The organism is Kineococcus sp. AC630 (assembly GCF_979255925.1).
The window spans coordinates 23,411-43,506 of record NZ_CEEDMJ010000035.1; the positions used below are offsets into that span (position 1 = coordinate 23,411).

17 protein-coding genes and 3 pseudogenes are annotated in these 20,096 nt (G+C 66.1%); 12 read left to right on the forward strand and 8 right to left on the reverse strand.

Annotated elements, in window-relative coordinates; translation table 11 throughout:
• Positions 1-638: 638 nt before the first annotated feature.
• The 3 genes and pseudogenes from AC0I8G_RS24065 to AC0I8G_RS24075 all read right to left on the reverse strand — a co-directional run.
• Positions 639-1,244, reverse strand: a complete 606-nt coding sequence (locus tag AC0I8G_RS24065; RefSeq protein ID WP_471732208.1) for an SOS response-associated peptidase family protein — start codon at positions 1,242-1,244, stop codon at positions 639-641.
• A 46-nt stretch (positions 1,245-1,290) separates the two neighbouring features.
• The gene (locus AC0I8G_RS24070) at positions 1,291-2,655 is read right to left on the reverse strand and encodes a mycothione reductase (RefSeq protein ID WP_471732209.1); all 1,365 of its coding nucleotides are present in this window, start codon (positions 2,653-2,655) and stop codon (positions 1,291-1,293) included.
• 78 nt (positions 2,656-2,733) lie between these two features.
• A pseudogene (locus tag AC0I8G_RS24075) lies at positions 2,734-2,820 on the reverse strand (SOS response-associated peptidase family protein); the annotation flags it as partial.
• A gap of 741 nt (positions 2,821-3,561) precedes the next feature.
• On the opposite strand from AC0I8G_RS24075, the pseudogene AC0I8G_RS24080 reads away from it, so the two are divergent.
• From AC0I8G_RS24080 to AC0I8G_RS24095, 4 genes and pseudogenes are all read left to right on the forward strand, one after another.
• A pseudogene (locus AC0I8G_RS24080) lies at positions 3,562-3,663 on the forward strand (transposase); the annotation flags it as partial.
• Entirely contained in the window at positions 3,663-4,280 is a 618-nt protein-coding gene (locus tag AC0I8G_RS24085; RefSeq protein WP_471732210.1) for an IS5 family transposase, read from the forward strand. The pseudogene AC0I8G_RS24080 and the gene AC0I8G_RS24085, both read left to right, overlap by 1 nt.
• 506 nt (positions 4,281-4,786) lie before the next feature.
• On the forward strand, positions 4,787-6,010 hold the full coding sequence (locus AC0I8G_RS24090; RefSeq protein ID WP_471732211.1) for an MFS transporter: 1,224 nt from the start codon (positions 4,787-4,789) through the stop codon (positions 6,008-6,010).
• Between the two features lie 138 nt (positions 6,011-6,148).
• On the forward strand, positions 6,149-6,481 hold the full coding sequence (locus AC0I8G_RS24095; protein ID WP_471732212.1) for a hypothetical protein: 333 nt from the start codon (positions 6,149-6,151) through the stop codon (positions 6,479-6,481).
• Here the strand turns inward: AC0I8G_RS24095 and AC0I8G_RS24100 are convergent.
• Positions 6,432-7,283, reverse strand: coding sequence for a GAF and ANTAR domain-containing protein (locus AC0I8G_RS24100; protein WP_471732213.1), 852 nt, complete (start codon positions 7,281-7,283; stop codon positions 6,432-6,434). The two genes, AC0I8G_RS24095 and AC0I8G_RS24100, sit on opposite strands and share 50 nt — an antisense overlap.
• A gap of 332 nt (positions 7,284-7,615) precedes the next feature.
• Positions 7,616-8,126: pseudogene (locus tag AC0I8G_RS24105) on the reverse strand (GNAT family N-acetyltransferase).
• A gap of 283 nt (positions 8,127-8,409) precedes the next feature.
• On the opposite strand from AC0I8G_RS24105, the gene AC0I8G_RS24110 reads away from it, so the two are divergent.
• Together AC0I8G_RS24110 and AC0I8G_RS24115 are read left to right on the forward strand one after the other, a co-directional pair.
• Positions 8,410-9,996 carry a methyl-accepting chemotaxis protein gene (locus tag AC0I8G_RS24110; RefSeq protein ID WP_471732214.1) on the forward strand — a complete coding sequence of 529 codons (1,587 nt, stop codon included), beginning with the start codon at positions 8,410-8,412 and terminating at the stop codon, positions 9,994-9,996.
• 820 nt (positions 9,997-10,816) lie between these two features.
• Complete coding sequence (locus AC0I8G_RS24115; RefSeq protein WP_471732215.1) at positions 10,817-11,026, forward strand: hypothetical protein; 210 nt, start codon at positions 10,817-10,819, stop codon at positions 11,024-11,026.
• A 32-nt stretch (positions 11,027-11,058) separates the two neighbouring features.
• Here the strand turns inward: AC0I8G_RS24115 and AC0I8G_RS24120 are convergent, their stop codons facing one another.
• The 3 genes from AC0I8G_RS24120 to modA all read right to left on the reverse strand — a co-directional run bounded on the left by AC0I8G_RS24120 (position 11,059) and on the right by modA (position 12,978).
• On the reverse strand, positions 11,059-11,703 hold the full coding sequence (locus AC0I8G_RS24120; RefSeq protein WP_471732222.1) for a pyridoxine/pyridoxamine 5'-phosphate oxidase: 645 nt from the start codon (positions 11,701-11,703) through the stop codon (positions 11,059-11,061).
• A gap of 57 nt (positions 11,704-11,760) precedes the next feature.
• Positions 11,761-11,976, reverse strand: coding sequence for a TOBE domain-containing protein (locus tag AC0I8G_RS24125; protein ID WP_471732216.1), 216 nt, complete (start codon positions 11,974-11,976; stop codon positions 11,761-11,763).
• A gap of 186 nt (positions 11,977-12,162) precedes the next feature.
• The gene (gene modA / locus AC0I8G_RS24130; RefSeq protein WP_471732217.1) at positions 12,163-12,978 is read right to left on the reverse strand and encodes a molybdate ABC transporter substrate-binding protein; all 816 of its coding nucleotides are present in this window, start codon (positions 12,976-12,978) and stop codon (positions 12,163-12,165) included.
• A 449-nt stretch (positions 12,979-13,427) separates the two neighbouring features.
• Between modA and AC0I8G_RS24135 the strand changes: the two genes are divergently transcribed.
• The 6 genes from AC0I8G_RS24135 to AC0I8G_RS24160 all read left to right on the forward strand — a co-directional run bounded on the left by AC0I8G_RS24135 (position 13,428) and on the right by AC0I8G_RS24160 (position 19,747).
• Positions 13,428-14,228 (forward strand): methyltransferase domain-containing protein, encoded by an 801-nt coding sequence (locus tag AC0I8G_RS24135; protein ID WP_471732223.1) that lies wholly within the window; start codon positions 13,428-13,430, stop codon positions 14,226-14,228.
• On the forward strand, positions 14,225-15,442 hold the full coding sequence (locus tag AC0I8G_RS24140; protein ID WP_471732218.1) for an MFS transporter: 1,218 nt from the start codon (positions 14,225-14,227) through the stop codon (positions 15,440-15,442). The genes AC0I8G_RS24135 and AC0I8G_RS24140 overlap by 4 nt, the downstream gene beginning before the upstream one ends.
• A 102-nt stretch (positions 15,443-15,544) precedes the next feature.
• Positions 15,545-15,808 (forward strand): hypothetical protein, encoded by a 264-nt coding sequence (locus AC0I8G_RS24145; RefSeq protein WP_471732219.1) that lies wholly within the window; start codon positions 15,545-15,547, stop codon positions 15,806-15,808.
• A gap of 484 nt (positions 15,809-16,292) precedes the next feature.
• Complete coding sequence (locus AC0I8G_RS24150) at positions 16,293-16,664, forward strand: hypothetical protein (protein WP_471732220.1); 372 nt, start codon at positions 16,293-16,295, stop codon at positions 16,662-16,664.
• 57 nt (positions 16,665-16,721) lie between these two features.
• Complete coding sequence (locus tag AC0I8G_RS24155) at positions 16,722-17,375, forward strand: ABC transporter ATP-binding protein (protein WP_471732224.1); 654 nt, start codon at positions 16,722-16,724, stop codon at positions 17,373-17,375.
• A gap of 74 nt (positions 17,376-17,449) precedes the next feature.
• On the forward strand, positions 17,450-19,747 hold the full coding sequence (locus AC0I8G_RS24160; protein ID WP_471732221.1) for an FtsX-like permease family protein: 2,298 nt from the start codon (positions 17,450-17,452) through the stop codon (positions 19,745-19,747).
• The last annotated feature ends 349 nt before the right edge of the window (positions 19,748-20,096 follow it).

Consider the following 20,096-nt stretch of genomic DNA (forward strand, 5'->3'; position numbering starts at 1 on the left):
CCTCGCCAGTCGCACCCCCGTCAGTCGCACCCCCGCCAGTCGCACCCCCGGCGCTCGCGGTCGCCCCGGTTGGCGCTGCAGAGGAGGTGGTGGGGGCGGGTGCGCTCGGCGCAGCGCTGACCGTAGAGGAGACGTCTGGGCTGGCTGTCGTGGTCGATGAGGTGCTCGGGGTGCAGCCAGTGAGCACGGTTGCTACGACAACACTGGTTGCAGCCAACCCGATCAGGCGGCACCTGCTCCGCCGTCGTCTCGTCCTCGTCTGCGCGCCTGTCGCCACCCGTCCACTCTGACAGGAGCCACTCGACGGACGCGGGTACTCGGTGTCGCCGCGGTGTTGCCGTGGTGTCGCACTGACGTTGCGCGGGTGTTGCACGGGTGTTGCCGTCACCCTGCTGCCGTTGCGTTACCAGTCCTCCGCCGTAGTGCGGCTGCAGCGCACCCCCAGCAGTCCGTCGGCGACTGATGGGTGGCACACGACGATGTCGGCGCTCGTGAGAGCAGGCCACGTCGACGTGAGCGCCGGGGGAAACCTCACGCCGACCAGCCCGGTGGGACGTCACCGGTAGGAGACGGCGAGCCCGGATCGCCGACCTGACGTACCCGACCAGGGCGACCTCCAGCCCCTGCGGGCTGGCTCATCAAACAGCAGCGATGAGGTCCGGGGAGTCGTTGCGAGGCGAGTTGACCGCGGGGGAAACCTCTCGGGTGCTCAACGTCGGCTCCGGCAAAGCATCCAGAACCTGGCGGACCAGATCCAGGTCGGTCAGCTGGGGGTCCAGCCAGTCGTCTCGCATGTCGGGCGGGAGGAGGACCGGGGTGCGGTCGTGGATGTGGCCGAGGGCGTCGGTGGCTTGGGTGGCTTGGGTGGTGAACGTCCACAGCCAGCGGTCGGGGTCGTTCTCGTCCTTGGCCGGGTCCGGCCACAGTTCGTAGAGTCCGGCGAAGGCCTCGACGGCGGCCAGGACCTGGGCGGGGTCGGAGTTCCTGGCCGGGTCGAGCGTGCGCGCCGACGGGGCGGCCGTGACCACCAACGCGTCCAGCCGGCCGTGCTCGGCCAGCACCGCGGAAACCCCGGCCCGCACCGAGTTCTCGTCGCTGCCGTCCAGGACCAACCCGTCGGTCGTGCGCCGGGACGCCGCGACGACGGTGGCCCCTTCGGCGCGCAACCGTTCCACGACGGCGGAACCGATCAGGCCGGTTTCACCCACCACCAGCGCCACACGTCCCGCGAGCCCCAGGTCCACGACGGGAAACCCTACAGGGGGACCCCGGACCCACCGGGCACCGCGATCAACTCAAGGGCAGGGCCAGCAGGGCGTTCTCGACGACCTCCGGCAGGGCCGGGTGGATCCAGTACTGCCCCCGGGCCATCGTCCGCGCGTCCAGGCCGAACGCCATCGCCTGGATCAGAGGCTGCAGCAGCGAGGAGGCCTGCGGCCCCATGACGTGCGCCCCCAGCAGACGGCCCGACTGCGGGTCGGCCAGCAGTTTGGCGAAGTGGTGCTGGTCCTCCAACGCCCACCCGTAGGCGACCGATCCGTACTCCTGGACGGCGCTGACGTAGGGCAGGCCCATCTCGCGGGCCTGCTCCTCGGTCAGCCCCACCGAGGCGACCTGCGGGTCGGAGAACACCGCGTGCGGGACGAACCGGCGCGAGGTCTCGATCATCTCCTGCGGGTGCAGCAGGTTGTGCTGCACCACCTTCGCCTCGTGGTTGGCGACGTGCTTGAGCTGGAAGGGGGAACTGACGTCCCCGAGGGCGAAGACCCCCTCGACCGTGGTGCGCTGGAAGGCGTCCACCTCGATCCGGCCGTCCTCCTCGCACCCGATGCCCGCGGTGCCGAGGTCGAGCAGGTCGGAGTTCGGGGTCCGGCCGGCCGCCACCAGCAGCACGTCGGCCTCCAGCACGGTCCCGTCGTCGAGGACGGCCCGCACCCGGTCCCCCGGCAGCGGTTCGACCCGGCTCACCTGGACCGCGCGGCGCAGGTCGACCCGCTGCGCCATGCGCTCGGTGAATCGTCGCGAGACCTCGCCGTCCTCGTTGCGCAGCATGGCGTCCGAGCGCAGCAGCACCGTGACGGCCGTGCCGTAGGCGGCGAAGACGTGGGCGAACTCCGCCGCGATGTACCCGCCACCGACGACGATCATCGTCTCCGGCAGCCGGTCGAGCCGCATGACGGTGTCGGAGGTGTGGACCGTGACCGCGTCGATCCCCTCGATGGGCGGGACGACCGCGCGGCTGCCGGCGGCGATGACGATCCGGTCGGCGGTCAGGGTCTCGCCCTGGGCCGTCAGGAGCTCCTTCGGCCCGGTGAAGCGCACCTGGGTCCGGTAGAGGGTGACGTTGTCGTTGCCGGCCCGCCACTGCTCGCCGCCGGCGGAGATGGGGTCGATCCGGCCGAAGATCCGGTCCCGGACGGCCGGCCAGTCCACGCCCTTGAACTCCAGGTCGACGCCGAGCCGCGCGGCCTCGGCCGGGCTCGTGGCCAGGTCGGCCGGCAGCACGAACATCTTCGTCGGGATGCAGCCGACGTTGAGGCAGGTACCGCCGAAGACGCCCTTCTCGACGATCGCGACGCTCAGGTCGGCGAACCTCTCGTCCACGATGCTGTTGCCGGAACCCGAGCCGATGATGACGAGGTCGAAGTGAGGCACGCCGATCATCATGCCTGGCCCCGCCCCGGTGGGAACCTCATGGGTCCATCAGTGACAAGCTCAGACGGGTACCAGATAAGCGGGCACCAGTAGCCTGCGTTTGGCCGCTGCCCGCTTGAAGGCAGGCTTCTCCGTGACGGTCTCGATCCGGGCGTTGATCATCCCTGTTGACTGCACCATATGAACTTCCCACGAGCATCGTCCGGGTCATCAGCACCGCCGCCATCCCTTCGTGACCAGCTGCGCGAGGGGGCCTGCGATTTGGTTCCCCGCGGAGCGGTGGAAGCGACAGGTGAGCGCTTCCCGCCCTTCGTGGTCTGCGACCGAGGGCAGTCCGTGAGACCGGTGGCCAGCTACCTACGCGAGCTGGCCCTGAGTGACGCGAGTCCGGCGAGCTGTCGCAGCTACAGCTACGACCTGCTGCGCTGGTTCCGGCTGCTGTGGATGCTCGAGGTCGACTGGCAAGCAGCGACCAGCACCGAGGTCGCGACCTTGGTCGGCTGGATGAAGTCGACACCGGGACGCCCAGCCCGGCGTGGCCACTCATCCACGAGCTCCGGACAGGTCGGGCATGCGTCTCGAACGATCAACCACTGTCTGAGCGTGATCGGCGGCTTTTACGCCCATCACGCGCATCATGGGCGTGGACCCGTCATCAACCCGGTTCCGCAGTCACCGGTGTCTGCGACGCGTAACCCCCACCTTGGTTCGCGCAGTGGTCTGTCCGACTGGGGGGTTCAGCAGCGCCGGGCCTCGCTACGCCAACGTGTCCCTAAGTGACTGTTTCAGATGTGGGTCCATGTCGGGCATGCTGGTGCGGTGGCTGGTGATCGCAAAACGTACCCATCCGACCTGACTGATGCGGAGTGGGAGCTGATCAAGCCCCTCCTACCTCAGCAGGGACGGATGGGCCGCCCTCGCCAGGACCTGCGCGAGGTCCTCAACGGCATCTTCTACATCGTCGACAACGGTGCGAAGTGGCGGGCGATGCCACACGACCTACCGGCGTGGGAGACCTGCTACCGCTGGTCACGGCGACTGGAAGAAGACGGGACCTGGCAGAAGCTGGTCGACGAAGTTCGCGTGCTGGACCGCCTGGGAAAAGGCGGGCCGTTGCGGCGACGGCCTTCGTCATCGACTCCCAGAGCGTCCGCAGCAGCGAAGCAGGCCACGGCCGCTCCTACGACGCCGGCAAGAAAGTCAACGGCCGCAAGCGGATGACCGCCGTCGACGTTGAAGGGAACCTGTTGGCGGTGCAGATCACCGGCGGGGCCATCAGTGAGACCGCTGCCGGGATCGACCTGCTGGAGGAACTCGCCGAACAGTTCCCCGACCTGCGTCAAGTGTGGTGCGACCAGGGCTTTCGCCGCGGCTTCATCGAGCGTGCCGCGGAACTGGGCATCACCACCACGGTCATCAGTCGAGCGCCGGGAACGGTCGGCTTCCACGTCCTGCCTCGGCGCTGGGTGGTGGAACGTTTCTTCGCCTGGATCAGCCGGGCCCGTCGTCTGGCTCGCGACTTCGAACGGTTGGCGAGTACGGCCCTCACCATGGTCCAGATCGCCTACACGCGGATGATGCTGCGTCGGCTGACTAGGCCGAGGCAGCACTCACTCCATATCTGAAACAGTCACTTACCTGCAGACCAGCGCCTGACCCGGCGCCGAACGGCATACTTTCGCTGGCGAGCTCAGGCTCGCCTTCCATCGACAGGTCCGAAGAGCGGGTCTGCTGCACTGATCGGTGACGTAGTTGTCACTGATCGGTGCAGCAAACTCCACCGCTGTCGTCGATCCCGCTGTCGTTGTTGCCCGTACGGCGAGCGAGGGGCAGGCCACGGTCAGGTCATCCAGCAAGAGGCTGATCAGGATCATGTCCACCATCGCTTCAGGTAGCACCTCACACCGTCTCAGCCAGGCCGGGTCTCCCGTTCATGGATTAGGGCAGCAGACCCCCGGTCGGTGGTGCACTGACCCTGCTGCACGTGGGCTCCCGGGCCGTTGGCCTGGGCGCCTGCGGTGGCCAGTTGCTCGTCGACGAGCTCGTGTGGCCACGAGAAATCCCCAGTCGGCTCCGGGCGCCCCCATCCGAATCATCCAGTCAGTCTTTGACCCCTTCCTAGACTCACAGGATGTTCGAGCACCGCCACCCTCCGCTGTGGGCGGGACGTACAGCCGCGTTGCTGGGCATCGTTCTCGTCGCTTTCACCCTTCGCCAGGCGGTTGCGGCGGTGTCGCCGATCCTCAGCGACATCCGCGTGGACATCCCGTTGTCGGACATCGGCGTCGGGGTGCTCGGCACCCTGCCACCCGTCCTGTTCGCGGCGTCCGGGTTCATCGCGCCACGTGTTGCACGCAGCCTCGGTCTCGAGGGCGGCGTCGTCCTCGCGCTGGTGCTCATGACCGCGGGTCACCTCGTTCGTGCTTTCGCCCCGGGCTTCGCGGTGCTGGTCGTCGGCAGCACCGTCGCGTTCGCGGGCACGGGCATCGGCAACGTACTGCTCCCCTCCATCGTCCGGCGCTACTTCCCCGACCGGGTCGCCCTGCTGACCGCGGTCTACGCCTGCATCGTTGGGGTGAGCACTGCTGTGCCCGCGGCCCTCGCGGCACCGGTAGCCGAGCGCTTCGGCTGGCGCTCCTCACTCGGCATCTGGTCACTGAGCTCAATTGTCGCGCTCGCTCCGTGGGTGGTCATCACCGTGCGGGAGCGCCGCCGGCGACTCAGAGACGCCGTCACCGTCGAGGCGTCGGCGCCCGCCATCGTGACGCGCCTGTGGCGCTCACGGGCAGCACTCTCGATCACGGTCCTCTTCTCAACTAGCACGATCTGCACCTACGCGGCCTTCGCGTGGCTGCCCGAAATCCTCGGCGATGTCGCCGGCTCGACGGCGACTGAGGCGGGTGTGCTACTCGCGGTCACCGGTCTTGTCAGCGTGCCTGGCGCCCTCATCGCGCCCCTGCTCGTTGCGCGGCTGCCCAGTGTCAGCTGGCTGATCGCTGCTGGTGTCGCGGGCTTCGTCCTCGGCTACCTCGGTCTGCTACTCGCGCCGGCAACGCTCACCTTGGTCTGGGTCCTGCTCATCGGCTCGGGGTCGATCCTCTTCCCAGTCAGTCTCGTGCTCATCAACATGCGGACCCGAACCCAGGCCGGCACCGTCGCGTTGAGTGGTTTCGCCCAGGGGGTCGCGTACGCGTTCGGCGCACTCGGTCCGCTGCTGGTGGGGGTGCTGCATGACGTGAGCGACGGGTGGACCCTGCCGCTGCTGTTCCTGCTCGCGGTCTCCTTCGTGGCGGCCATTCCCGCGATCACGCTCGCAAAGCCCGTGTTCGTTGAAGACCAGATCGCCCGTAGATAGGAGCGGACGTTGCCCACGGCGCTGCGCGCATCACCCACACAAGTTGTCCTGTGATGGTCCTATAGATCGTCAAGGCCCGGGTTTGATGGAGACCTGTGGTGTGTGAGTCGTTTCGCGTCCGCAGCAGTGGAATCAGCGGTGGGCTTGGTCCGTCTCGGCTCGGGTGAAGCGCTGGGCGTGCTCGGCGCGGGCATTGAGGCGGGCGACGTCCTCGTGTCGGCCCTGCTGCATCGCAGTGACCGCGAGTTCTCGATACGTCTGGGCCACCCTGCCTTCGACGGCGGCGACCTCACCCGCCAGCTGAGTCGCCGTGTTGACCAGGGCTCGGGCTTGGTCCTGGACTTGTCGAGTACGCCGACCTACGTGGGCGAGACGCTCGGCTCTGCCCGCGGCAGAGCCGTCGCGGTCGTGGTCACCGGAATCAGTGGTCATCAGCTTCAGTCAGGGACTGCGCTGGGGTGCGGCCGGTGACGACGTCGGCGGCGGTCTCTTCCAGCGTCTGGTCCTGGGTGTAGGCGTGTGCGCGGAGCAGGGCGAAGGCGTCGGAGGTGTCCAGGTGCAGGGTGGCGTTGCAGATGCCGACGGCGATCCATACTTCTTGGCGGGCGCGGACCGCGGCGCTGTTCAGCCACGCCCGGGGGTGGGCCGGGTCCACGAACCGGCTCAGACCGTCACTGGATGACGCCACCTGGCCCGGTTCGACGTCGACGGCAGAGCCGAGATCGCCGGCGGAGGCGAGATCAAGGTCGGAGCCGAGATCAAGGTCGGAGCCGAGATCAAGGTCGGTGGCTGACCACAGGTACGTCAGTGCGTAGTGGGTGAGATCGCAGACCGTCTGCGCGGAGCGCAGGTCCAGCCGGGTGTCAGGGCGAGATTGTGTCGAGTACAGATCGATGGCGCCACTGAGGTGGGCGCCGTGGCCCAGGGGCAGGACGACGACGGAGCGGTAGGGGCTGTGCCGGCACAGCAGGTCGTGCAGGGCGGGCCAGCGACCTCGCAGGGTGGCTTCGTCAGCGATGACCGGCTGATCGGTGTCGTGCGCGGTGAAGCAGGGTCCTTCTCCGAGGGTGAACTGCGAGCGTTCAGCGGTGACGGCCTCGGGAGCGCTGGCGCCCAGGGGGACGCGCTGTTCTGCTCCGAAGAAGCTGATGCCGGCGGCGTCCACGGGCAGGACCTGGGTAATGGCGCGGGCCAGAACGGTGGGCAGCAGGTCCAGGTGGTGATGAGCGGCTTCGAAGATCCAGGCGGCGCGGAAGTGGTCGACGAGGTTCACGGGTGGTGGTCCAAGGGAGACGGCAGCCGTCAAGACTGGTGCGACGAGCGGCTGCTGCACCCGGGTCAGTAGGCAATCACACCGTCGGCAGCTTCACATCCTGACTGGAAGCGTCCCGTTCGGCTCAGGAGAGAACGCCCCGCCCGACAGCAGTGACCTCGAGTGATGCTCGCCGACTTCCAGCGCGGAGGGTGTCGTCAGAGAAGCATTCTCCAGACCCGGCCCCTGCCGCGCGTACCGCAAGATGACCCTGCGTTCTGCTCCTCGACGTGACCAAGTCGCTGCGTTCAGCGGTGTGTTGGCATGCAGGCGGGTTCTCAGCGTCCCCCGTGTCAGTCGTCGGCAGCTCTCAGCGGCTCCTCCAGCACCTTGCTGAACAACGTCGTGCCCCGCACACCGCCGTCGGGGTTCAGCGCGTAACCCTCGATGGTCCCGACTCGATGCCAGCCCCACCGCTCGTAGATGCCCTCCGCTGGGCTGCCCGTCTCGGTGTCCAGCACCAGCAGGGTTCGGCCGGCCTGCACAGCCACTTCTTCGGCCGCGGTCACCAGACGGGGAGGCGAGTCCCCGTCCCCGGAAGTCGCGGTGGACCAGCAGTTTGGTCAGCTCAGCGCGGTGGGGGCCGTTCTCGGGCTGGTCCACGCGCAGGCTGACGGTCCCGGCGACCCGCGCCGTTCCCTGCGATTCCTCGACTGCGACCCACATCCACCCGCCCGCGAGGTAGCGGCGCCACCACTGCTCAGCGTCGGAGACCCCAGGGACTCGGACGAAGCCGACGCTGGCGCCGTCCTGGACGGCGTCCCGTAGCAACTCCACGAGGCCGGTGAGGAGGTCGCCCGGCACGAGCGTGACGTCGCGCGCGGCGCGGGATGACCGAGCGTTCGCGCTCCGCGGCACGGGGGTCGCCCTGAACACCCCCTCGTGCCGCGATCCGCGATGGATGCGCACGAACGGTGCGGCGCCAGCCACCGTTGCTGGCACCGCTCAACTGCCTGCATCGTTCAACTGCCTGCGCCGGCTGCCGATACAGACGATGACCCGCCCGCCTGCACCGCTCGGCCCCCCGTCGCACGGCCTCTGGCCTGCCTCTGGGAGCACGAAGCCCCCCCCGGAAGGCTGCCATCTCATGAAGGCACTGCGCGATCTGAACGTCGCCCCCAAGCTGTTCGCCGGCTTCGGCATCGTCTGCCTCCTGCTGGCGGCGGTGGTGGCCCTGGGCATCTCCCGACTCGGTTCCTCCCAGACGAACCTGCAGTACCTCTCCACCAGCGGCATCGCCTCCGTACAGACCATCGCCGAGGTCAAGACCGACTTCCTCACCGTGCGCATGGACATTTCCAACGCCGCTCTGGCCCCCGACGCGGCAGGCACGGACACCGCACTGCAAACCATGACCACCGACGACGGCGTCTACGACGCCGCGTGGCAGGCCTACCTCAAGACCTCCCCCGCCTCCTCCACGGCGGACCAGGCCAAGGCCCAGGACCTCATCGCCCAGTACCGCAGCGCCCGTGAGCAGCAGGTGGTTCAGGCCAAGGCCAACGACCTCGACGGCTTCGTCGCCACCCGCACCACGACCATCGCGCCCATCGCCAAGCAGCTCGTCGCCCAGCTGGACGCCATCTCCACCACCGAGCAGAACGCCGCCAAGACGATGGCCACGCAGGGCTCCTCCGACTACCACTCCGCCGTGACACTGCTGCTGGTCATCGGCGCCCTCGCCCTCGCCATCGCCGCCGTCGTCGCCGTCGTCATCTCCCGCTCCATCGCCACCCCCCTGGCCCGCACCCTCACCGTCGTCCAGGGCCTGGCCGAAGGCCGCCTCGACCAGCGCGTTGACTCCACCACCACCGACGAGGTCGGCCGCGTCGGAGCTGCCCTCGACACGACCATGGACCGCCTGAACACCACCATGCGCCGCATCACCGACTCCGCCGCCACCCTCGCCGGCTCCAGTGAGGAACTGACCACCGTCGCCACCCAGCTCTCCTCCGGCGCCGGAGAGACCGCCACCCAGACCCAGGTCGTCTCCGCCGCCACCGAGGAGATCTCCGCCAACATCGCCACCGTCGCCGCCGCCGGGGAGGAGATGACCTCCGCCATCCGCGAGATCGCCACCTCCACCGCCGAAGCCTCGTCGGTCTCCACTGACGCGGTGTCCAGTGCGTCGCAGGCTTCGGAGATCCTCGAGCGTCTCTCCGCCTCCTCCCGCGAGATCGGCGACGTCGTGAAGCTCATCACCTCCATCGCCGAGCAGACCAACCTCCTCGCCCTGAACGCCACGATCGAAGCCGCCCGCGCGGGGGAGATGGGCAAGGGCTTCGCCGTCGTCGCCGGCGAGGTGAAGGAACTGGCCCAGCAGACCGCGCGGGCCACCGAGTCCATCACCACCCGGGTGGCAGCCACTCAGGCTGACGCCACCGAGGCTGCGTTCGCGATCAGCGGTATCAGTGAGGTCATCGCCCGCATCGACGCTCTGCAGTCCACCATCGCCGCAGCGGTGGAAGAGCAGTCCGCCACGACCAGCGAGATGGTCCGCAACGTCACCGAGGTCTCCTCCGGTAGCCAGGAGATCGCCACCAACATCTCCGGCATCGCCGCTGCCGCGGATCAGACCACCTCCGGCGCGAGCCACACCGCCACCACCGCGGGTGAGGTCTCGCGTACCGCCAACGAGCTGAACGAGCTCGTCAGCCACTTCACCCTCGCCTGAGTCAGAGACGGGAGGTCAGGACACCTGACCTCCCGATCGCCTGACCTCGATCTCCTGACCTCCGATCCCTTGAGCTCGTGATCGCTTGATTTTGTGATCCCTGATCTCCTGAGGGAGACGTAACCGACCACCTCCGCGGCGGACCCTGCCGCCGGGGCACGTGAAAGCAGGTGCAGCCATGCACGACGCGGTCTCCGAACCGGCCGGTGAACGCCCCGGGCCGACACACGAGGTCGACGTCATCGGAGTCGATACCAGCAGAGTTGATGCCAGCGGACTCGACGCCAACGGAGTCGGCGTCATCAAGACGATCGACGTGAGCGGTAGGTGGGTGTGGCGAGGACGCGGCGCTTACGGCGCCCACCTGGTGCGGGAGCGTTCAGTGAGTAGTTCCAGCCCGTGGACGCTGTGCGGCAAGAGAATCCGCGGTCCCCGCCTGGCTTGGCGAGGGGTGTGCCCCACCTGTCGCCAGCGGGGCGCGGACCTCGACGCCGAACCCATCCCGGTGCGTCACCGGGTGCTGCGGACGACACCTGCCCCGACGAACTCCGAGAGGTAGGCCTTTTCTCACGGGTCGCATCATCATGCGGCTCTGCTCACCCATGTGTGCCGGGAGTCAGGCCCGCCTCCCGCCTGCAGATCCGAGGCCCGCGAAGTGTCACCACCAAGATCGGCAGCGGTGTCACCGATGTCCTGATGCAGAACTGTCACCGATGTCTAGAGACATGAGAGTCGACGTCCGTCCGTGCGCCCGGTCGTAGCCTGAGCTGGTGTCCGCCCTGCCCCTCATGCGCCCGGTGGAGACCCGCGGGACGCAACGGTGATCGCGCGAGCGTTGGCCCGGCTCGACGGTGACGACCTGGTCCTGACGATGCGCGACGGGGCCGTGCACAGTCGCATCCCGGTCGACGACACGATGGACCCGGCCGAGGCGCTGGAGCGCATCAGCGAGGGCATCATGCCGGTCCGGCTGCTCTGGACTGTTGACCGTACTAGCGAGCCACCCCGACACCGAGCCGGCCGGTCATAGAGAACCTGTGCTCGATCACCGATGGGACGGCCTCAGGACCACAACAGCTCGCGGATCCAGGTGCCCTGCTCACGTCGGTAGCGCAGGCGAGTGTGGCGACGGGAGACCTCTCCCTGCCAGAACTCCACTTCCTGCGGGCGGAGGACGTAGAGCCGCCAATCCGGTGCGACGAGGTCCGGCGTGCGGCGCAGCAACTCCTCGGCGTCCTCTAGCTGCTCGTGCTCATCCTGCCCCTCGGCCCGGACCCGGCTTTGCCGTCCCAGGAGAGCTTCGGCCCGGGCCTGGTGGGAACGTGCAAGGAAGTCCCGCGCGGATGCCGCCGGTTCGGCTTCCTCCACCTCGCCGCGGACACGCACCTGTCGCGCCTGCAACGGCCAGTAGCTGGTCAAGGCGGCCTGCGGATGCGTCGTGAGCTGCCGGCCCTTTGCGCTCACCGCGCTGGAAGCGAACAACCAGCCATCAGCGCTGACGTCCTTCAAGATCAGCACCCGCGCGTCAGGTCGCCCGTCGGTGTCGACGGTGCTCAACGTCACGGCGTGCGGTTCTGAAACGCCGGCGTCCAAGGCAGCCAGCAGCCACTGCGCATACAGCTGCTCCGGCTGCTCGGGAGCCTGGGCGGTGTCGAAGCTGGGGAGAACTCGGTCGAAGACCGGAAGTGAACGCAGCAGCTGACGCATCTCAGTCACCGTCGCAGGCTCCCACGAAGCGCGAGCCTCAGTCTTCGATGGCGCGCCTCAGTCTTCGACGGCGAGCATCACTTCGGTGGACTTCACCAGCACGATCGTGGCGCTGCCCTCGACTAGGCCCAGCTCCTCGACTGCCTCACGAGTGATGGAGGCGGTGACCACCTGCTGCCCGCCGTCGAGGCGCACCTTGACGGTCGCCATTACCGCACCGAGGTCGACAGCAACCACGGTGCCCGGAAGCTGGTTACGGGTGGACAAGCGCATCGGGAGGAGCCTTCCTGCACGGTCGTCTACGAGCTGACACCGCGCAGTCTGCCCCCCGCCACCTCACGCGACCTCGCGCCACCTCCCGCCGGGCGGGCCGTTGTCCCACCTCGAGCTCCCGGCCCCGGGGCGTGTGCGGTGGCGCGTGCGGTGGCGCGTGCGGTGGCGCGTGCGGTGGCGACTGGGTCAAGACCCCGACGGCTTGCCGAAGCCGGCTGCGCTCAGCACCGACTGGCCTTTGGTGGAGGTGACGTAGGTGATGAACTCCTTGGCCAGGGAGGCGTCGGCGGCGTCCTTCAACGCCACGATCGGGTAGGTGTTCACCGCCTGGGCGGACTCGGGGAAGGTGACCCCGCTGACCTGACTACCGGCGGTGGTGACGTCAGTGACGTACACCAGGCCGGCGTCGGCTTCCCCGGAGGTGACCTTGCCCAAGACGTCGGTGACCGAGTTCTCCTCACTCACCGGCTTGATGTCGACGCCAGCGGCCTGCTCGACCTTCGCAGCCGCTGCGCCGCAGGGAACCTGCGGCGCGCAGAGGACCACCTTCAAGCCCGGCTTGGCCAAGTCGGCCAGAGAGGTGACCTTGGCGGGGTTACCAGCCGGGGTGGCGATCTCCAGCACGTTGGTGGCGAAGTTGACCGGCTGCCCCTGGGTCAGGGAGGCATCGGTGGCCTTGGCCATGTTCTTCTCATCGGCGGAAGCGAACACGTCCGCGGGGGCGCCTTCGGTGATCTGGGTGACCAGGTCGGAGGACCCGGCGAAGTTGAACTTCACCGTGGTCCCGGGGTGGGCGGTCTCGAACTGCTTGCCCAGCTGGGTGAAGGTGGTCTTCAGCGATGCTGCGGCGAAGACGGTCAGGGTCTGCTGCTGGGCACTGCTCGACGAGCTGGAGCTCAAGGACGCGGAGCTGGCAGCGGTGCTGCTGGTGTCGCCACCGCCGCAGCTCGCCAGCAGCAGGGCACTGGCGGCGGTCACAGTCAGGGCGGCGCGCAGCTTCATCAGGACGTCCTCGGTTCAGGTGTGCTCCATCGAGTCCGGTTCGAGCCTCGACGAGAGTGACCCTACCTCCCGCAGAAGCGTCCTCAGGAGACCCCTCAGACCGCATCTGCGGCGCGCAAGGTGTCGCGCTATGCCGTGGCCTACAGGTTGGCGATGGCAAGATCCTTACGAACACCGGCGCTGTAGCCACTGGTCGTCTCAGCCCAGCGCGACGACTGTGGTCACACAAGACGCAACGGCGGCGGCGAGGAAGCCGCAACAAGGAGGCGTAAGACGTGACCGACCCGGTGACCGACCCGGTGAGCGACCCGGTGACCAACCCGGTGAGCAACGACCCGGACAGCCCGAAGAATTGGGCGGGCTCCGTCGAGTCCAGCGACTCCAAGGGTCCAGCTGCGGCTCACACGCGCCGCGCCGACGGCAGCGCCGGGGACGCTGACTACGCCCGCATCGGCACCGGCTACAGCACCTACCGGCAGCCCGAGCCGGCCATCGCCGCGGCGATCGGGGCCGCGCTGGGGACGGCGGTGACCGTCCTGAACGTGGGCGCCGGCGCCGGGTCCTACGAACCCACCGACCGCCGGGTGAGTGCGGTTGAACCCAGCGCCACGATGCGCCGGCAGCGCCCGGCGCACCTGAGCGTCGCCATCGACGCGACCGCCGAGCACCTCCCCTTCGACGACGATGCTTTCGACGCGGCCATGGCCACCTTCACCGTCCACCAGTGGCCGGACCTGACGGCGGGCCTGGCCGAGGTGCGTCGCGTCACCCGCGGGCCCGTGCTGGTCCTGACCTGCGACCCCGCGGCCCTGGAGGCGTCCTGGCTGACGCGCTACGCCCCGGAGGTCATCGCCACCGAGGCACGCCGCTACCCCGCGATCGCGGCGATCGAGCAGGCACTGACCGACCCCGACGCCGACCCCGACCCCGACCCCGATGGCCGAGCTGGGGTGGGCGGCACGCGGGTTGAGGTGCAGGCGGTGGACATTCCCCTCGGGTGCGTGGACGGGTTCTCCGAGGCCTACTACGGGCGCCCCGAACTGCTGCTGGACCCCGGGGCGCGCCGGGCGAACTCCGCGTGGAGTTTCGTCGGCCCCGAGGTGGAGCAGCGCTTCGAGCAGACCCTGCGCGCCGACCTGGACTCCGGCGCCTGGGACGAGCAGTTCGGCCACCTACGCCGACAGCCGACCTTCGCCGGCTCGCTGCGACTGGTCATCGGACGCTCCGCGGCCGATGAGCTGGGGCGGTGAGCCGGTTCCTGGTGCCGTCTGCGGCGCTGCTGTGGGGGTTGCAGTTTGCGCTGCTGAACCCAGCGCTGGCACTGCTGCTGGTTACCGTCTACGACGCGGACCCCACCGAAGTTGGGGTCGTCTTGGCGGTCTACAACGGTGCTGGGTTCCTGGCCTCGCTGGTGATCCCGATGGTGGCCGACCGCCGCGGTGAGTACCTGGGTCCGATGCTGGTGTGCGGGCTGTGCACGCTGGCCCTGGCGGCGGCGCTACTGCTGACGACCTCCCTGCCCCTCGTGGTCATCGCCCTGGCCGTTCTGGGTGCCCCGGCCGGGGTCGGCAACTCCCTGCTGTTCGCGCACCTGAAGCACACCGGCTCTGCGGCTACCTCGGTCATCAACGTCCGGGCCATCACCTCCTTCGCCTGGGTGGCCGGCCCGCCGTTGGCCACCGTGGTCATCACCACCTTCGGTGAGCGAGCCGTCCTTGGGGTGCTGGCCGCAGTCGCAGCAGCGACGGTCGCGGTAGCGGCCGGCATGCTCACCCGCGGCCGACGCGAACGGCGAGGGCAGACCCACGGACAGGCCCGCGGACAGGTTGTGCCGCAGCAAGGTGCGGAGGGTCAGCGGTCGACGCCTTCGCGTGTTCTGGTGGTCGGGATCGTGGTGGTCTTCATCTGCCTGCAGGCGGCGAACATCTCGGCGGTGACGGTGATGAGCTTGTTCGTCTCGCGCACGGTGGGCCTGGACCTGGTGTGGGCGGGGGTGGCGCTGGGCGTGGCGGCAGGACTGGAGATCCCGGCTCTGCTGCTGGTGGGCCGAGCTACCCGCCGCTGGTCGCAGGTGCGTCTGCTCATCGCCGGGTGCCTGCTCGGGGTGGCGTACTACGCGGTCATGACGCAGGTGCACGGGCCGGTGCTGCTGCTGTCGGCGCAAGTCCTGAACGCCGGTTTCTTCGCCATCGTCGTGGGTGTGGGCTTGACCCTGTTCCAGGAGCTGATCCCGCGTCCGGGGCTGGCATCGGGGTTGTTCACCAACACTCGGCGCCTGGCGGCCGTCCTCGCCGGCCCGGTCATCGCGCTGGGCGCGGGAACCGCCGCGGGCTACCGCGGCGTGATGGTGCTGTGTCTGGGGCTGATAGTCCTCGGCCTAGCTGGTGTCCTGCTCGTAGCTCGTCGCTACAACCAACAGGTACGTACCGCGCACGACCCGGGGGCTCGCCGCCCGGCAGGCTGATCGGACCTCACCGCCCCCGCCATCCTCACGGTGAGGTTGCGCGCTGGCGCCTTCTGACGCGGCCAGAACGTTCACCATCTTGCGCCGGTGCATCCTCGGAGGGTGTCCTTAACTGCGCGCTGCATCGCCACCCTCGCTGGCGACGAGCTGGTGCTCACCATGGCCAACGGGACCGAGCACAGCCGCATCCCCGTCGACGACACCATGAACCCTGCCGAGGCGATGGAACGCATGCACCAAGGAACCATGCCCGTGCTCCTGCTCTGGAGCTACGAGGAGCTCGATCAGGCACTAGCTCGTGAGGACTGGTCGCGCGTTGGCCCCTGGCGCTACGGACCCACAGCAGACGTCCAGCGCATCGGCTGACGGGCGCAGGCTTGGCCCGCCGACGGGTACCGCGCGGTGGCGTCAGGGCGCAGTAGTACGGAGAAGGAGCCACGACGAGCTCGACGAGGCCCTGGCCCGCGACGGATGGTCGCGGGTAGGGGAGTGGCAATACGGCCCGTCGGCGGACGTCCAACGCATCGACTAGAGCGACCCGCGATAGGCGGAAGACGGCGAAAGCGCTGGGCCGCTCCGCATGCTGACGAGCTCAATGCGGTCTTGCTAACGAGCAGCCCGCCGAGGGGCCAACGAAGACTTGGCCGCCTACTGCCGTCACTCTTACCATCGACATGGTCAGGTCGTGAGGTCGCCGACCAAACGTGACGATCGAATCGCTACCGAGAGGGCTGCGCCTCTGTGTGAGTTCCCCCGGTCGGTCAACCCCCCCTTTTTGGGGACATTTTCGCCCTGACGAGTCTCGGCAAAGCGTAGAGCGTCACCGCGTATGGGCGCTACGGTGCCGATCATGGTCGGACTTGAGCTGGCCTCGAACCCAGGAGGAACCATGCGTAGCAAGAAGGTCTCCAGTCTGCTGTTGGCGGGCGCGATCGCCGCAGGAGCAGCAGTCGCGGGCGCAGCACCAGCCCAGGCAGTCACGGGCGGAACCTGCTACTCGAGTCAGGACCCCAAGACGATCGCTTACGGCCTTGACCAGAGGCGCGTGAACGCCTGGTGCACAGGACTGAACCCCAACTCGAAAGCTCACGGCGTCTTGCTCATTCGTGGCGCATCCAACAAGACGACCCAGTGGTTTACTGCATTGAACGTCCACTACGTCTCGGGCTGGGAATCTCGAGTCGACGTCTACGGCGACAAAACTGAGATCGCAAGTCTCTGAGACCTAACCCATGAGGGGGGGTGCATCAAGCACCCCCCCTGATATAGATTGGTGATCATGCTCGAAGTTCATGACCTGACAGTCATTTACGGCAAAGGTGCTACCTCTAGCACGGTACTGGATGGCTTGAACTTGGAAGTTGGATCTTTGCCGACCGCTATCATGGGCCCAAGCGGAAGTGGAAAGTCAACTCTATTAAGAATCTTGGGTGGCATACAGGCGCCCAGTCGAGGTTATGTAAAAATTTCGGGCAAAAAAATAGCAATATCCCGAGACAAAACCCTAAATAACCAAGTGTCTTTCATCTATCAAGATTACCGACTGATCGATTTCCTTAGTGTCGGAGAGAACATTCAACTGGCGGCTGAAGTTCGCGGCCGCAAGATCACACCAACTGGTGTACGAGAGGCTTTAGCCTTCGTCGGATTAGAGGGCTATGAAAACCGGAAGCCCATGACCCTTTCTGGCGGGGAGCAGCAACGAGTCGCCATTGCGCGCTCTATCGCGGTTCAAAGTGCGGTCCTCCTCGCAGACGAGCCCACGGGAGCTTTGGATAGCAAGAATAGCCGCGACATTGCTGTCTTGCTCGCCAATCTTGCTTTTGAGCAGGGCCGCTCGGTTGTAATAGCAACGCACGACAAGGAGGTGGCGGACGCCATGAGCGCGGTCTACCATCTTGAGAACGGCCGTCTAGAGAAGATCGAATCATGACGGATACTGCAACGTCTCGACTGCCTTGGAGGTATGGCAGTGCGAGGCGGCGAGTGCTTGTTCCGCTTACAGCGATGGTCTCTCTCCTGATCTTCCTGTCCTGCTGCGCAGCGACTATCTATTCGTCAGCCGTGAAGTCCGCGAAAGAGTCAGTTTCGGCTGCTTACGGAGAGAATTCATATTCTCTTCAGTTGAATGATCCGGCAAAAGTTGGTCTCCTGGCAGGCAACGACAGTCTCCATCCAATTGTGGAGGAGAGGGGCGTTCTGCAAATCAGCAGTAAGGCGGCTCCGGTTTCGGTCCTTTCCTCTGAGCAGGGGATCTTTCCGGGGCGCTTAGTTAGCGGCGAACCCCCAAAAACGGACGCCGAAGTGGTGTTGCCTGAGTACGTTGCTACGTCGCTCGGAGTTAGCGAGCAATCCTACGTAACACTCACGCAGGATACGGATGAGCCGCGACGAATGCGTGTTGTGGGAATTACACGGGATCCAGCCAACTCCCACGCATCGAGCATCATCACTCTTGGCGAGGCCGGCTTCCGGAGTCGAGCAACAAACGCAACCTGGGTGACAAACGATGACCCCCTTGCTCAAGGAGGCGAACTCTACGACCGGCTCGCTGACCGGACCATTCTTTATCGGGAAGTCAGAAGTCTTGAACAAGCGCGAATTGACAGCCTGTCCAGTACTTCATTAACAGCTTTTCGGTACGTAGCTCGGACATTGCCCTTGGTGTTAGTACTCCTGATAGGGCTTATCTACGCAGCAAATGCGCGCACTGCCACCCAGGATGTATCCACGCTTCGAGCAGCTGGCCTGCCGCGTGCGAGAGCGTGGCGCGTCCCATTCACCGCGGCCACCGCCTATGTGACAGTCGGTGCGATCACGGGCGGTCTTCTGGCAATTATCGTCATTCGACTTTTCGAACATAGGATTAGCGAGGCGATTGGACAGTCGTGGCTGTCCATCAGCGTTCCATGGCTCCATGTTTTCACAGTCGTTGTAGTTGCCGTGGCCGGGCCGGTCGTCCTTGGGGTATTGGCACTCCGACTGGTGCAGGTTCGTTTCCCATCACTGCTTGGCGCCGCACGCCATCTCGAAGCTGCGCAACGATGGGCACGCCCTAGTCTAATAACAGTTCTAGGATTGTTGACGATTTTTTCCGGACTAGTTGCGCTACGGATTTTCCCTGCACCTCGAAGTTTGACTTGGCCGCTCGGGGCCATCGTAGCTGTAACGGTGCCCATTGTGGGCTACTCTATTCTTGGTCATGGCTTAGCCCCGACTCTTGCTCGATTGATCGCCAAAATTAGTTTGCCTTTTGTGGCGTTGTCGCTTATCGGATCCATTGCATCGTACTCGTTGTCAAGTTTTGCCGTTCGCCAGGTCCATCAAGAAGAGATATCTGCCCGTTACTCCACTCCTTTTCAGCCGGTCGGCTCACTAGTTGCGGATCAAGTGCCCAGCGAGAAAATTGATCAAGTGGCAGCGGCCTACACGGAGGCAGGGGGGACAAGTCTTCGAAGTTTCCAACTTCCTATCGAGGACTCTCATACACTCCGGGCTACGAGCCCGACCTTCGTCCACTGCGTAGAAAAGCTGCCCGCCGGAAGCAACGACGCGCAGATTCCTTCTAACTGTTATCCAGAAAATACGGCATCGCCCGTCAATATCGTAGCAACGGTCTCCAACAAAAACGATGCTGTTCGGGCGGATCCTGGTCTCATCGAAGACGGGAAGATAGGCCTGGTCGATTATGATCTTCAAGGCGAAATTGTTGGGACCAAAATTTTGCCTGCTGTACCGCAAGTTGGTTTGGGTGGGGCGCTCCCGGGCGCCATATTCTCTGCCTCAAATACTGAGCAACTAGTTGATCTTGACCTCAAGCCTTCCAGTAGCTCGAGAGTCGAATTCTTAGGATTTGACTCTATATCTCTTTCTGATCAGGCCGGTATTCGGGGGATGATCCTCTTGCTCGCTCCTGCAGTGCAGTTTTCTGAAACAAGCGACAATGGACAACAATCGGAGAAAATGATTACACGTTCGATCACGATTGTGGGCGCTTGCACCATTGTGCTGCTATTCATGGCTTGTGGTGCCGCTTTGGCGCAGTCGACATGGCGCGTGCGACGGACCGTGTCACTTATTGGAGGCGGGTCGCGCATCCAGCATCGTCTGGTTCTCCGACTTACGGCGCTTCCGGTGTTCGGGTCTGTTATAGCCGTGCTAGCGGGCTTCCTGGCTTCATGGATTTCGGGCGGGCATGACGGCACAGGGTACGGTCGGATTTGGCTGCTGCTGCTACTGGCGGCTTCTATTGGTGGTCTAGGAATTGTTCGTGCGATGAATTCCAGATCAGTAGACATTGATTAGAACTTGCGCACTGAGGATTCGTCGGTAGTGGCATGAACACCTGTTCAGGCAAGGCGGGCAACGTTGGGGTACGTAAGGCTGGCTCATTCATGAGCACAGACCCCGCCACCGCACCTCACCGCCGCCATCAGCGTCCTGCCCCGGCTCATCACCGAGGGCTGCAACCACCACCACTGGCCCGGTTGTGTCACCACCCGCCGCACTAAGGGACGCTCCTACTGCCGGTCGCTCTATGTACCCAGGATGCGTGCCAGTCGTTTGCTAGCAGGTAGCTAGTGTCCCGCACTTGAGTTTCGCTCGATAAGTCGTAGGTTCGTCGCATGCCTCGGACCGGACGTCCCAAACCCGA

Bases quoted from the DNA above. Each gene is read 5' to 3' on its own strand.
- AC0I8G_RS24160 (WP_471732221.1), top strand. From the start codon at position 17,450: ATGGTCTCTCTCCTGATCTTCCTGTCCTGCTGCGCAGCGACTATCTAT.
- modA (WP_471732217.1), bottom strand. From the start codon at position 12,978: ATGAAGCTGCGCGCCGCCCTGACTGTGACCGCCGCCAGTGCCCTGCTG.
- AC0I8G_RS24125 (WP_471732216.1), bottom strand. From the start codon at position 11,976: ATGCGCTTGTCCACCCGTAACCAGCTTCCGGGCACCGTGGTTGCTGTC.
- AC0I8G_RS24155 (WP_471732224.1), top strand. From the start codon at position 16,722: ATGCTCGAAGTTCATGACCTGACAGTCATTTACGGCAAAGGTGCTACC.
- AC0I8G_RS24120 (WP_471732222.1), bottom strand. From the start codon at position 11,703: ATGCGTCAGCTGCTGCGTTCACTTCCGGTCTTCGACCGAGTTCTCCCC.
- AC0I8G_RS24090 (WP_471732211.1), top strand. From the start codon at position 4,787: ATGTTCGAGCACCGCCACCCTCCGCTGTGGGCGGGACGTACAGCCGCG.
- AC0I8G_RS24110 (WP_471732214.1), top strand. From the start codon at position 8,410: ATGAAGGCACTGCGCGATCTGAACGTCGCCCCCAAGCTGTTCGCCGGC.
- AC0I8G_RS24150 (WP_471732220.1), top strand. From the start codon at position 16,293: ATGGTCGGACTTGAGCTGGCCTCGAACCCAGGAGGAACCATGCGTAGC.